The 12,493-nt window shown below is 68.0% G+C and carries 14 protein-coding genes; 7 read left to right on the forward strand and 7 right to left on the reverse strand.

Annotation, left to right across the window (positions count from 1 at the left end; all coding sequences use genetic code 11):
* The first annotated feature begins 69 nt into the window (after positions 1-69).
* Positions 70-1,383 carry a D-arabinono-1,4-lactone oxidase gene (locus tag AC1C2T_RS12265; RefSeq protein ID WP_495385487.1) on the forward strand — a complete coding sequence of 438 codons (1,314 nt, stop codon included), beginning with the start codon at positions 70-72 and terminating at the stop codon, positions 1,381-1,383.
* Between the two features lie 170 nt (positions 1,384-1,553).
* Here the strand turns inward: AC1C2T_RS12265 and AC1C2T_RS12270 are convergent, their stop codons facing one another.
* From AC1C2T_RS12270 to AC1C2T_RS12280, 3 genes are read right to left on the reverse strand one after another with little or no spacing between them, the layout of a single operon-like run.
* The gene (locus AC1C2T_RS12270; RefSeq protein WP_495385488.1) at positions 1,554-2,288 is read right to left on the reverse strand and encodes an ABC transporter permease; all 735 of its coding nucleotides are present in this window, start codon (positions 2,286-2,288) and stop codon (positions 1,554-1,556) included.
* The gene (locus AC1C2T_RS12275; RefSeq protein ID WP_495385489.1) at positions 2,285-3,070 is read right to left on the reverse strand and encodes an ABC transporter ATP-binding protein; all 786 of its coding nucleotides are present in this window, start codon (positions 3,068-3,070) and stop codon (positions 2,285-2,287) included. Before AC1C2T_RS12275 ends, AC1C2T_RS12270 begins: the two co-directional genes overlap by 4 nt.
* Positions 3,060-3,722: a TetR/AcrR family transcriptional regulator gene (locus AC1C2T_RS12280; RefSeq protein WP_495385490.1), complete on the reverse strand. Its 663-nt coding sequence runs from the start codon at positions 3,720-3,722 to the stop codon at positions 3,060-3,062. Before AC1C2T_RS12280 ends, AC1C2T_RS12275 begins: the two co-directional genes overlap by 11 nt.
* Before the next feature lie 131 nt (positions 3,723-3,853).
* Here AC1C2T_RS12280 and AC1C2T_RS12285 point away from each other — a divergent pair, with 131 nt between their 5' ends.
* Both AC1C2T_RS12285 and AC1C2T_RS12290 read left to right on the forward strand, forming a co-directional pair.
* Positions 3,854-4,420, forward strand: coding sequence for a LemA family protein (locus AC1C2T_RS12285; protein WP_495360711.1), 567 nt, complete (start codon positions 3,854-3,856; stop codon positions 4,418-4,420).
* A gap of 94 nt (positions 4,421-4,514) precedes the next feature.
* On the forward strand, positions 4,515-5,390 hold the full coding sequence (locus tag AC1C2T_RS12290) for a M48 family metalloprotease (RefSeq protein ID WP_495385491.1): 876 nt from the start codon (positions 4,515-4,517) through the stop codon (positions 5,388-5,390).
* A gap of 27 nt (positions 5,391-5,417) precedes the next feature.
* Here AC1C2T_RS12290 and AC1C2T_RS12295 read toward each other — a convergent pair whose 3' ends face one another.
* Positions 5,418-6,629, reverse strand: coding sequence for a winged helix-turn-helix domain-containing protein (locus AC1C2T_RS12295; protein WP_495385492.1), 1,212 nt, complete (start codon positions 6,627-6,629; stop codon positions 5,418-5,420).
* A gap of 107 nt (positions 6,630-6,736) precedes the next feature.
* Here AC1C2T_RS12295 and AC1C2T_RS12300 point away from each other — a divergent pair, with 107 nt between their 5' ends.
* Together AC1C2T_RS12300 and ilvA are read left to right on the forward strand one after the other, a co-directional pair.
* Complete coding sequence (locus AC1C2T_RS12300; RefSeq protein ID WP_495385493.1) at positions 6,737-7,963, forward strand: AI-2E family transporter; 1,227 nt, start codon at positions 6,737-6,739, stop codon at positions 7,961-7,963.
* Positions 7,964-7,968: 5 nt separating this feature from the next.
* On the forward strand, positions 7,969-9,207 hold the full coding sequence (ilvA, locus tag AC1C2T_RS12305) for a threonine ammonia-lyase (RefSeq protein ID WP_495385494.1): 1,239 nt from the start codon (positions 7,969-7,971) through the stop codon (positions 9,205-9,207).
* A gap of 26 nt (positions 9,208-9,233) precedes the next feature.
* Here ilvA and greA read toward each other — a convergent pair whose 3' ends face one another.
* Both greA and AC1C2T_RS12315 read right to left on the reverse strand, forming a co-directional pair.
* Positions 9,234-9,725, reverse strand: coding sequence for a transcription elongation factor GreA (gene greA / locus AC1C2T_RS12310; protein ID WP_495385782.1), 492 nt, complete (start codon positions 9,723-9,725; stop codon positions 9,234-9,236).
* A gap of 106 nt (positions 9,726-9,831) precedes the next feature.
* The gene (locus tag AC1C2T_RS12315; RefSeq protein WP_495385495.1) at positions 9,832-10,242 is read right to left on the reverse strand and encodes a DUF4307 domain-containing protein; all 411 of its coding nucleotides are present in this window, start codon (positions 10,240-10,242) and stop codon (positions 9,832-9,834) included.
* Positions 10,243-10,332: 90 nt separating this feature from the next.
* Between AC1C2T_RS12315 and AC1C2T_RS12320 the strand changes: the two genes are divergently transcribed.
* The gene (locus AC1C2T_RS12320) at positions 10,333-10,662 is read left to right on the forward strand and encodes a hypothetical protein (RefSeq protein ID WP_495385496.1); all 330 of its coding nucleotides are present in this window, start codon (positions 10,333-10,335) and stop codon (positions 10,660-10,662) included.
* Positions 10,663-10,761: 99 nt separating this feature from the next.
* Here AC1C2T_RS12320 and trhA read toward each other — a convergent pair whose 3' ends face one another.
* Positions 10,762-11,565 carry a PAQR family membrane homeostasis protein TrhA gene (trhA, locus tag AC1C2T_RS12325; protein WP_495385497.1) on the reverse strand — a complete coding sequence of 268 codons (804 nt, stop codon included), beginning with the start codon at positions 11,563-11,565 and terminating at the stop codon, positions 10,762-10,764.
* Between the two features lie 74 nt (positions 11,566-11,639).
* On the opposite strand from trhA, the gene AC1C2T_RS12330 reads away from it, so the two are divergent.
* A complete protein-coding gene (locus tag AC1C2T_RS12330; RefSeq protein ID WP_495360702.1) occupies positions 11,640-12,425 on the forward strand; it encodes an isoprenyl transferase in 786 nt (261 codons plus the stop codon).
* Positions 12,426-12,493 lie beyond the last annotated feature (68 nt).

A 12,493-nucleotide genomic window follows, 5' to 3' on the forward strand; every position in this document is an offset into this window, starting at 1 on the left:
AGGCTCTGTCGTGACTGCGACCGGGGCCATCTGGCCTGTGTTGACCGGGCGTCGAGGAAGGGCTCTGTCGTGACTGCGACCGGGGCCACATGGCGCAACTGGGGTCGCACGGAATCGGTTCGGCCCCTTCGCGTGGAGCGACCGGCCACGGCCGGCGCGGTGCAACGGGCGGTCGCCGCCGCCGCGACATCCGGCCTGCGCATCAAGGCGGTCGGTGCGGGCCACAGCTTCACCGGCATCGCTGTCGCGCCGGGGGTGCAGCTCGATCTCACCACACTGTCGGGGGTCGTGGACGCCGACAGCGCAACCCGCCGGGTGACGCTCCGCGCCGGCACCCGGTTGCACGAGCTGCCCGCGCTGCTCGCGCCGTACGGCCTCGCCCTGCCGAACATGGGCGACATCGATCGGCAGACCATCGCCGGTGCGACCTCCACGGGAACGCACGGCACGGGCCTCGGCTTCGGCGGACTCGCGACGCAGATCGTGGCCGTGAAGCTCGTCACGGGCCGCGGCGAGCTCGTCACGGTGAGCGAGACCGAGCGACCTGAACTGCTGCCGGCGGTGCGACTCGGGCTCGGTGCACTCGGCGTTCTCGTCGAGGTGACACTGCAACTCGTGCCGCGGTTCGTATTGCACGCCATCGAGAAGCCCGCGCCGCTCGGCGAGGTGCTCGATGGGTGGCAGGAGCGTGTGCGCTCTGCCGACCATTTCGAGTTCTACTGGTTCCCGCACACTGAGACGGCGCTCACGAAGACCAACATCCGGCTTCCCGGCGATGCCCCGAGGCATCCACTCGGCCGGTTCTCGCGCTGGGTCGATGACGAGATGCTCGCCAATGGCCTCTATCGCGGCGTCTGCGGGCTCGGCCGGGTCGCGCCCGGAGCCATCCCGGGAATCGCGCGTCAGATCGAGAAGCTCACGGGCAACCGCGACTTCGCGGACTTCTCACCGAAGGTGTTCGTGACGAACCGCACGGTGCGCTTCCGTGAGATGGAGTACGCCGTGCCGCTCGCGGCGGTTCCCGATGCGGTACGCGAGGTGTGCGCGCTCATCGAGCGGAAGGGCTGGCGCGTCAGCTTCCCGATCGAGGTGCGCACCGCGGCATCCGATGAGAACTGGCTCTCGACGGCGTACGGCCGCGAGACCGGGTACATCGCCGTGCACAAGTATTTCCGCGAGGACCCGACGGAGTACTTCACCGCGGTCGAGGCGATCATGCGCGGCTTCGGCGGCCGGCCGCACTGGGGCAAGATGCATGCGCGCGATGCTGCGTCGTTGCGCGAGGTCTACCAGCATTTCGACGACTTCCTGCGGGTGCGCGACGAGCTCGACCCCGAACGTCGCTTCGCGAACCCGTACCTCGATCGAGTGCTCGGCGAGTAGCCGTGCGTCGCCCTGCGGGCATTTCTCCTCGTGCGGTGTTTGTAGGACGTCGTCCAGTTCGGAGGACGTTCTTCGCAGTTTCCGACCTACAACGAGGTGAACGACCTACGGGCCGAAGAGCAAGGTCCGGGAGTCGAGGTCGGGGAGGGCAAGAGGCTGGAGCGCGAGGGTCAGGGAGTGCGCCGGCGCAGGGTCACCGAACCGAGCACGATCGACCCGACGATCCACGCGCAGATCACGAGGAGCTTCGCCGTGATCCACGCGGCGCTCTCGGAGTCGTCGGCGACAGCCTGCAGAGCGTCGATCGCGAAACTCAGCGGCAACCACTCGCTGATCACCTCGAGCGCTTCGGGCAACTGGTCGCGGGGAATGAAGATGCCGCCCAGCAGGATCTGCGGGAACACGAGCACGGGCATGAACTGCACGACCTGGAACTCTGAGCGCGCGAAGGCGCTCGCGAGGAGGCCCAGCGCAGTGCCGAGCAGGGCATCGGCGACGGCGACGGCGAAGAGCAGCCAGATCGACCCCGCGATCTCGAGCCCGCACACCCAGACCGCGAACGAGACGGCGATCGCGGTCTGGAACACTGCGAGCAAGCCGAACGCGAGGGCGTAGCCGAGAATGAAGTCGCCTTTGCCCATCGGCATCGAGAGGAGACGCTCGAGGGTGCCGCTGCGGCGCTCACGAAGGGTCGAGATGCTCGTCACGAGGAACATCACGATGAACGGGAAGAGCGCGATCATCGCGGGGCCGATGTCGGAGAAGACGTCGGTGTCGGTGAAGATCCACGCGACGAGGCCGATGAGCAGGCTCGGCACGATGAGCAGGAGGCCCACGGTGCGCGGGTCATGGCGGATCTGGGTGAGCACGCGGCCCGCGGTCGCGAACGTGCGCGTGAGTGTCATCGCTGCGCTTCCGTCTCGCTCGTCGGCCGCAGGTCGGGCTCGCCGCGCTCGATGAGGCGCAGGAACGCCTGCTCGACATCGTCGGTGCCGGTGATCTCGAGCACGCCGCGTACCGTGTCGTCGGCGAGCAGCCGGCCGTCGCGCAGGAGCAGCAGGCGGTCGCATCGCTTGGCCTCGTCCATGACGTGGCTCGAGATCAGCAGGGTGGTGCCGTCATCGGCGAGGCTCCGGAACAGGCCCCACAACTCGACGCGGAGCACGGGGTCGAGGCCGACGGTGGGCTCGTCGAGTACGAGCACTTCGGGTCGGCCGAGGAGCGCCGCCGCGAGTGAGACCCGGCTGCGTTGCCCGCCCGAGAGCGAGCCGACGAGGCGGCCGGCGACGGCGCCGAGGTCGGTGCGCTCGATGACACGGTCGATGTCGGATGCCGGTGCGCCGATGATGCGCCGGAAGTATGCGAGATTCTGGCGCACGGTGAGGTCGTCGTAGACGCTCGCCTGCTGGGTGACGTATCCCATGCGCTTGCGGAGCGGGCGACTTCCCGCCGGCAGCCCCAGCACCTCGATGGTGCCCGACTTCACGACCTGCACGCCGACGATGGCACGCATGAGCGTGGTCTTGCCACTGCCGCTCGGACCGAGCAGACCGACGATGCGGCCGCGGGGGACCGCGAGCGAGAGTCGGTCGAGCACGGTCGCGCCGCCCCGGACGATCGTGAGGTTCTCGACGATGCCCCCGGCGCCGGGTGCGGAATCCGCCGCGGCATCCGAGCTATTCATCATGTGCTGAATTGTGTGCCGGGCGAACGACGCTGTCAAGTGCGTCGGGACGCCCGGTCAGGTGCCACTGCACCGCGGGCGCGACCCGGCGCACGAGCTCGTCGACGCTGACCGATGCCACCGGCTCGAACTCGAGCACGTACCGCATCATGATCACGCCGACCAGCTGCGAGGCGGCGAGCTCCGCACGCAGATCCGCGTCGTCGGCATCAGGGAGCGCCGACGCGATTCGCTGCATGATCTCGCGGCGCAGGAACTCGCGCAGCATACGGGAGACGGGGCCCTGACCGATCGCCGAGCGGAGTGCCGCGACCGCCGCCGGACGCACCGCGCCCGAATCCCAGGCGCCGAGCACCGCGCGCACGAGCCGTTCGCCGACTTCGTCGATCGGGGCGGCGAGTGCGTCGCGCACCACACGGTCGGGGCGCAACGGCACCTCGACGACCTCCGCCACCAGCGACTGCTTGTCGTCGAAGTAGTGGTGCACGAGCGCGGGATCCACCCGCGCGCGCCGAGCGATCGCGCGCATCGACGCCGCCTCGTAGCCGTGCTCGCTGAACTCGGCGGTCGCCGCCTCGAGGATGCGCGCGCGGGTGTCGCCGGCCTTCGCGCCGCGGGGCCGGCCACGACGTCGGTGTTCGGCGTGCTCCGTCACAGGCTGAGCCTATGCCCGAAGCGGGCCGTCGGGTTCCTCCGAGTCTCATGGGAAGCACGGGTGGCCACGAACGCCCTCGATAAGATGGACGCACACAGCAAAGCAAGCTCGAAGCGCTAGGAGTCCGTGCCATGGAATGGCTCATCCCCGTCATCATCGTTGTTGCGCTCGTGGTGATCATCGGCATCTACCTCTGGGCGACCTACAACTCCCTCGTCACGCTGAACGTGCGGGTCGATGAGGCGTGGAGCGACATCACCGTGCAGCTGAAGCGTCGTGCCGACCTGATTCCGAACCTCATCGAGGCGGTCAAGGGCTACGCGGCGCACGAGAAGTCGGTCTTCGAATCTGTCACCCAGGCGCGCGCCGAGACGTTGTCGGCACAGGGTCCCGCTCAGGCCGGTGCCGCCGAGAACCACATGCAGCAGGCGCTGAAGTCGATCTTCGCCGTCGCCGAGGCGTACCCGCAGCTGCAGGCGAGCCAGAACTTCCTCCAGCTCCAGTCCGAGCTCGTCGACACCGAAGACAAGATCCAGGCGTCGCGCCGGTTCTACAACGGCGGTGTGCGCGAACTCAACACGAAGATCAAGGTGTTCCCGAACACGCTCTTCGTGCGCAACCTCGGCTTCCACGAGCGCGACTTCTTTGAGGTCACGGAGCCCGCGGCCATCGCAGAGCCGCCCCGCGTTCAGTTTTGATGGACGTCGTGCTGATGGACGCCGTCAGGCGCCCATCAAGGTCGAGTAGCGCTGCGCGGAGCGTGACGCGTATCGAGACCCCGAAGGGTCATTGATGTACCGCGCGATCGCGAAGAACAAACGAAACACCGTCTTCATCGTGCTGTTCTTCCTCGCCATCATCGGCGGGCTCGGGTGGCTCGCAGCCTACCTCTACGGCGACGTGACGATCGTCATCGTGACGATCGTGATCGCGAGCGCCTACGCGCTGTTCCAGTACTTCACCGCTGACAAGCAGGCGCTCTCGATGTCGGGCGCGGTCGAACTGCAATCCAAGGCCGACAACCCGCGGCTCTGGCGCACCGTCGAGAACCTCTCGATCACCACCGGCACGCCGATGCCGCGCGTCTTCGTGATCACCGACTCCGCGCCGAACGCATTCGCCACGGGGCGTGATCCCGAACACGCCGTCGTCGCGGCGACGACCGGCCTCCTCGAGATCATGGACGACGCCGAACTCGAGGGCGTCATGGCCCACGAGCTCGGGCACGTGCGCAACTACGACATCCGGCTCTCGATGGTCGTGTTCGGCCTCGTTGTCGCCGTCGGTTTCATCTCCGACATGCTCGTGCGCATGGCGTTCTTCGGCCGTGGCAACAACAACGGCAACCCGATCGTCATGATCTTCGGGCTCGTCGCGCTGCTCATCGCCCCGTTCGTCGCGAGCCTCGTGCAGCTCGCGGTGTCGCGTCAGCGTGAATACCTCGCGGATGCCACGGGCGCGATGACCACTCGTCACCCCGACGCGCTTGCGAGCGCCCTCCTGAAGCTCGAGACCTACGGGCGCCCGATGAAGCGGCAGAACTCCTCGATGGCCCACCTCTGGATCGCCGACCCGCTGAAGCCCGGCATCATGGACAAGCTCTTCGCCACCCACCCCCCGATCGCCGAGCGCGTCAAGCGGCTCGAGCAGATGGGCGGCTCGTTCTAACGCTGAGTGCGACTGCGGTGCCGGCGCTCAGGCGACCGAGCGCAATTCTGCCGTCAGCGCAGGGGAGAGGTCGCCGCGACCGGTGACGGCCACCTCGCCGAGCCCCTGCCAGGCGGCCGCGCGTTGCAGCACCGGAACGATGCGCGCCGCGGTGTCTGCCGGCGCCCCCGGTTCGGTCCAGGCCGACTGCACTCTGAGCACCCCGGCCTTGCGATCGCTCTTCAGGTCGACGCGACCGACGACACGGTCGTCGATGAGCACCGGCAGCGAGTAGTACCCGAACTTGCGATCGGGCTCGGGCGTGTAGATCTCGATGCGGTAATGGAAGTCGAAGAGCCGCTCGGTGCGCGGCCGGAACCACACCACGGGGTCGAACGGTGAGAGCACCGCGGCCGTCTCGATGCGACGCGGCCGCTTCGCGTCACGGTGCAGCCACGCGGGCGTCTGGCGAGCGCCGATCTTCCACCCGGGCACTTCGACCGGCAGCAGCACTCCGGCCTCTTCGAGCTCGCCGATCGCCTGCCGCACCGGCACGCGCTTCATGCGCCAGTAGTCGGCGAGGTCGGCCTCGGTAGCGATGCCGAGCGCGGATGCCGCGAGCGCGACGAGTTCGCGCACGGCGTCGGCCTCGATCGGGGCGACGCCGAGCAGGTGGCCAGGCAACGCCTGCTCGGGCAACGCGTAGACACGCTCGAAGCGGCGCCGCTCGACGCACACGACTTCGCCGGTGCGGAACATCATCTCGAGCGTGCGCTTGACGTCGGACCAGCCCCACCACGGGCCGCGCCGTTCGTTGGCGTCGTGCTCGATCTCGCTCGCCCGCATGGGGCCGTTCGCGGTGAGCTCAGCCTTGAGCCACTCGGCCAACGGGGCGTTCTCGGCGACCCACCCGCCCCAGTCGGTGCCTCTGGTGCGGAATGCCGTGCGCCGGAACTCGAAGAGCGGCCAGAGTTCGCGGGGGATGTACGCCGCTTGGTGCGCCCAATACTCGACCATGCGCCCGTGACGACCCGTAGTGATGCGATCGAGCGCACCCCGGTCGTACGCCCCCACGCGACTGAACGCCGGCAGGTAGTGGCTGCGTTCGAAGACGTTGACCGAGTCGATCTGCAGCAGGCCGAGTCGATCGATCACCCCGTTGACGGCGCGAGTGCCCGGCGCCTCGGGGAGCGGCCGCGCGAAGCCCTGCGCGGCGAGGGCGATGCGGCGGGCGAGGGCTGGGCTGACGGCGTCGACCATGATGCGTTCGACGATAGCCGGGGCCGCCGACACTCATCGCTCGGGCGGCCGCAAGACATCCATCGTCGCATGCCCCGCGGTCCATACGCCGCGCTTAGACTGGAGCGATGACGGACTCCAGGGGGCGGATACGGGGGCGGTTGTCACGGCGCGCGACGGATGCTCGGGCACCGGCGCAGCCGACGGAGGATGCACCCGACGAAGTGACCGAGTCGATCCCGTTCGGGGTGCGACTCGCGGCCGGCTGGGCATGGCGGCTCCTGCTCATCGGCGGGGTGCTCGCAGTCGTCGTCTTCCTGATCATCCAGTTGCGACTCATCGTCATCCCGATCCTCGTCGCGGTGCTCGTCGGCGCCCTGCTCGTGCCGTTCTCGGGCTTCCTGCAGAAGCACCGCTGGCCGAAGTGGCTCGCAGTGACCGCCTCGATGCTCTCGGCACTCGTGGTCGTCGGTGGCCTGCTCACGCTCGGCATCACGCAGATCGTGCGCGGCTCCGATGAGCTCGGCGCGCAGTCGCTCGTCGCGTGGGACTCGTTCCGCGAGTGGCTTCTCGAAGGTCCGATGCACATCACCGAGTCCCAACTGAACGACTGGGTCGATCAGATCATCCAGTCCGCGCAGCAAGACACCGGCGTGCTCGTGAGTGGCGCGCTCTCGCTGAGCTCGAGCCTCGGCCACTTCCTCGCAGGCATGCTGCTCGCGCTCTTCGCGACCCTCTTCATCCTCATCGACGGCCGCGGCATCTGGAACTGGATCGTCGGGATCTTCCCCCGCCGAGCCCGCACCGCCATCGACGAGGCAGGCAACGCGGGCTGGGCGACACTCCAGAACTTCGTGAAGGTGCAGATCCTCGTCGCCACGATCGATGCGATCGGCATCGGCCTCGGCGCGTTCTTCCTCGGCGTGCCGCTCGCCGTGCCGATCGCGATCCTCGTCTTCCTCGGTTCGTTCATCCCGATCGTGGGTGCGGTGGCGACCGGCGCGCTCGCGGTCTTCGTCGCGCTCGTCTACCTCGGGTTCTGGCCGGCAGTGATCATGCTCGGCATCGTGCTGCTCGTGCAACAGATCGAGGGGCACGTGCTGCAGCCGCTCATCATGGGCACGGCCGTGAAGGTGCATCCGCTCGGCGTCGTCCTCGCAGTTGCCGCCGGAGGGTTCCTCGCCGGCATTCCGGGCGCGCTGTTCGCCGTGCCCGTGGCTGCCGTGCTCAACGTCATGATCCTCTCCGTCGCAAGTGGCGCATGGAAAGGCGATGCGAGTCCGCCCACGGCGCCGGGGCGCGCCCCGCTCTGGCACACCGTGCCGCGACGTCCCGGATACAAGCGAGGAGAATGAACGAGTTGACGACTGCGATCCCCGGGCCGAGCCTCGACGATTTCGAGCACGCGCGGGGCGTGGTCTCCACCGTCGCGAGGGTGACTCCGATGGAGTCGTCCCGCTTCCTCGCTGAATTGCTGGGCGTTCCCGTTCACCTCAAGTGCGAGAACCTGCAGCGCACGGGCTCCTACAAGCTTCGTGGCGCCTACCACCGCATCTCGGCACTGACCGAGTCCGAACGGGCACGAGGCGTCGTCGCGGCTTCGGCCGGCAATCACGCCCAGGGCGTCGCGTTCGCGGCGCGTGAGCTCGGAATCCGCGCGACGATCTTCATGCCCGTCGGTGTGGCGTTGCCGAAGCTCGAGGCGACCCGCGCGTACGGGGCCGAAGTCGTACTTCGCGGCGACTCGGTCGGCGAGACGCTCGAAGCTGCGGCCGCCTTCGCGAATGAAACGGGCGCGGTCATCATTCCACCGTTCGATCACCCCGACGTGATCGCCGGCCAGGGCACCCTCGGTCTCGAGATCCTCGAGCAGTCGCCGGATGTCGCGACCATCGTCGTGCCGATCGGCGGCGGCGGCCTCGCCGCGGGCATCGCGAGCGCGGTCAAGCAACGCGCTGCCGAACTCGGACGTACGATCCGGGTCGTCGGGGTGCAGGCGGAGAACGCGGCGCCGTACGTCGCGTCCCTTGCGGCCGGGTCGCCGCAGCGCGTACCCGTGGTGCCGACGATCGCCGATGGCATCGCCATCTATCGGCCCGGAGAGCTGAACTTCGAGATCATCCGCGAGGCCATCGACGAGGTCGTGACCGTCACCGAAGACGACATCGCCCGGGCGCTGCTCGTGCTGCTCGAGCGCGCGAAGCTCGTGGTCGAGCCTGCCGGCGCGGTGTCGGTCGCCGCGATCATGACCGGCCAGATCTCCTCCGACGGCCCCGTCGTCGCGCTGCTCTCGGGCGGCAACATCGACCCGCTGCTCATGCAACGGGTGATCGCGCACGGGCTCGCGGCATCCGACCGCTATCTCACGCTCGGAATCGGCCTACCCGACCGCCCGGGGCAGCTCGCGCACATCGCAGAGCTGCTTGCGGAAGCCAACGCCAACGTGATCGAGGTGCTGCACACCAGGCACGGTTCTGGCCTGCAGATCTCGGAGGTCGAGCTGAAGCTCTCGGTCGAGACTCGCGGCCCCGACCATCGCGCGCAGGTCGTCGCGGTGCTGCGCCGTGCCGGATACGAACCGGTCATCTACAACGAGTAGACGGGGTCAGAACCGACGCGTCTCGACTACTGGCCGCCCCAGGTTGCGACGCCCGTGACCTCGACCGGGATTTCGCGGCCGTTGGGTGCGGTGTAGCTGGTCTTCGCGCCGACCTTCAGGCCGAGGATCGCGGCACCGAGCGGGCTCTGGGTGCTCCACACGTCGAGCTCGGAGTCGCCGGCGATCTCACGGCTGCCGATGAGGAACGTCTCTTCGTCGCCCGCGATGACCGCGGTGATGACGGTGCCGGCCTCGACGACGCCCGTGGACACGGGTGCGTCGGCGACCTCTGCGGTGCGCAGCAGCTCCTTCAGCTGGCGGATGCGGGCCTCTTGCTTGCCCTGCTCGTCTTTGGCGGCGTGGTAGCCGCCGTTCTCCTTGAGGTCGCCCTCTTCGCGCGCGGACTCGATTCGCTTCGCGATCTCTTCACGGCCGCGGGTGGAGAGGTGCTCGAGCTCCGCCGCGAGGCGGTCGTAGGCCTCTTGGGTGAGCCAGGTGACGGTGGCGTCTTGGGCCATGATGCACACTCCCGTGTTCTTCACGCTTCGCGTTCTTCACGCTGTATACGTTCTTCATGCTGTATAGACGTGACGCCCCGACGAATGCCGGGGCGAATGTCCCATGTTAGGTGAGCCAGCAGCGGGAAATCAAACCCGTGTTCGCCTCTTGCGCGACCCGCACCGTCTCGGTGAGGCTGCGGATATGCCGTGTCGAGGCCGGCACCTCGATGACCTTCCAGCCGACGACGGTGAAGTCTTCATTCAGCGCCTGCACGATGCAGGCCGTGTCGTTGCCGGCCGGTACGGAGAGGTTCCAGCTGACTTCGACCGCGCGCTCCTCGTTGATCAGACGGTGACCCGTGTCGGTGACCTCGATCTGCGGCTTCTGGCCATCGAGACCGGCCCAGACGACCCATGCGACGAGCACGATCGCGACGGCCACCGCACCGGCGATCAGCAGCAGTCGATCACGGGTGCGATGCGAGCGTGTGCGCCCGTATCGCGCGGCGAGCGCGTCGTTCTCGAGCTCTGCCACCGCACGGCTCCTTCGATTTCGATCGTCTAGTCTTGTACCCAAGCTTAACCCGCCCGGTCGAGCCGGAGTTCGCCCGTGAAAGAGAGTCCGATGCTCGTCCTGCCCACGCTGATCCTCTTGGCAGACGATGAGGAATTCGACCCCGATACCGTCACGCCAGGCATCTGGGGGTTCGTGCTCACGTTCCTCGTCATGCTGGTCGTGGTGCTCCTCGTGATCGATATGGTGCGACGCATCCGCAGGGTCAACTACCGTGCCGAAGTGCGCGAACAGCTCGAGGCTGAGCGGCTCGAGGCGGAGCGCCTCGCGGCAGGGGAGCACGACGCCGAGATGGGGGAGGCCGACGGTCAGGCGACGGATGCCTCGGGCGAGACGCCGAACGACGCGAACGACGGCCCCGACGGGGCATCCGCTCGCTGACCTGGGGCTCGTTCGCCGAATCTTCGTTCGCTGAGCCCGGCGAAGCGAAGGCCGGCCCCTTCGACAGGCTCAGGAAGCTTCGACAGGCTCAGGGGCCGTTCAGCCGAGATGGTACGCCGGTGCGATCGCGATGAGCAGCGTCGCGGTCCAGTGGCACATGAACGCGAGCACCGTGCAGGCATGGAAGATCTCGTGGAAGCCGAAGACGCCCGGCCACGGGTTCGGCTTCTTCAGGGCGTAGACGATCGCACCGACCGTGTAGAGCAAGCCGCCGACGATGACGAGCACCATCATCGTGGAATTCACCGCGAGCAGGTCGCCGAGGTACATGACGGCCGCCCAGCCGAGCAGGAGATAGAGCGGCACGTAGAGCCAGCGCGGTGCGGTGATCCAGAACACCCGGAAGCCGATGCCGAGGAGCGCGCCGGCCCAGACGAGGCCGAGCAGCAGCCAGCCCTTGTCGGGCGGCAACGCGAGAATCGCGAGCGGCGTGTACGTGCCGGCGATCAGCAGGAAGATGTTCGCGTGGTCGATGCGCTTCAGCGCGAGCTTGGTCTTCGGATCCCAGTCGAACCGGTGGTACAGCGCGGAGTTGCCGAAGAGCAGCATCGAGGTGAGAACGAAGACCGCCGACGCCCACTTCGCCGGCGCACCATCGGCGAGCACGATGAGCACGACCCCGGCCACGACGGTGATGGGGAACGTGACGGCGTGGATCCAGCCCCGCCACGTCGGCTTCACCTCGCCGGGATGGGCGAGCGAGTCGTCGAGTAGGGGGATGTTCGGCAGGTCGGGGCCGTGCGCCTCGCGGGAGACCGCGGTATCGCCGACATCCTCCGCCGCGACCGGGCGGGAGAGTTCTTCCGCTGGATCGTGTGCTGCGCGGCGGCGCTTCGAGGACATGCAGACAGCGTATCCGCCTTCTCCGTCACGCCCGTCTGCGAGTGGCGGATGCGCCGGAGCGGTAGCGTAGTGCCGTGCAGACGAGCGATCAGCCCCTCGGTCGCGGCATCCTCTATCGCCTCTACCAGAACCGGCTCCGACGCGGACTGGACCCGGCGACGATGCCGCGCCATGTCGCGATGATCATCGACGGAAACCGGCGCTGGGCGAAGCAGCTCGGCTACGACACCGCGGCGCATGGCCACCGTGCGGGCGCGGCGAAGATGCGCGAGTTCCTCGAATGGTGCGATGACGCGGGCATCGCGACCGTCACCCTCTACCTGCTCTCGAGCGACAACCTCGGCAACCGGTCGAGCGCCGAGCTCGCCGACCTCATCGAGATCATCGCCGAGCTCGCCGAAGAGCTCTCGCACTACCGCGATTGGCGCGTGCAGCATGTGGGGTCGGATGCCGGGCTGCCCGAGCCGCTCGTCGCCGCGCTCGACGCCGCTGAGCACCGCACAACCGACAAGAACGGCCTGCATGTGAACCTCGCGGTCGGCTACGGGGGCCGAAAAGAGATCACCGACGCGATGAGGTCGATCGTCGCCGACCACCACGCCGAAGGGCGCAGCCTCGAGGACCTCGCCGAGAGACTCACCCCCGACCTCATCGGCCAGCACCTCTATACGGTCGGGCAGCCCGACCCCGACCTCGTGATCCGCACTTCGGGTGAGCAACGGCTCAGCGACTTCATGCTCTGGCAGGCCGCGCACAGCGAGTTCTATTTCGTCGAGGCGCTCGGACCCGACCTCCGCAAGGTCGATTTCCTGCGGGCGCTGCGCGACTACGCGAAGCGTCATCGTCGCTTTGGAGGGTGACCGGCGTCGCCTCGGTCTGAAAGACTGTGTGGGCTGGCAGATCTCTGCCTCGGACGAAGGGGCACGTT

The organism is Agromyces sp. Y558 (genome assembly GCF_059445415.1).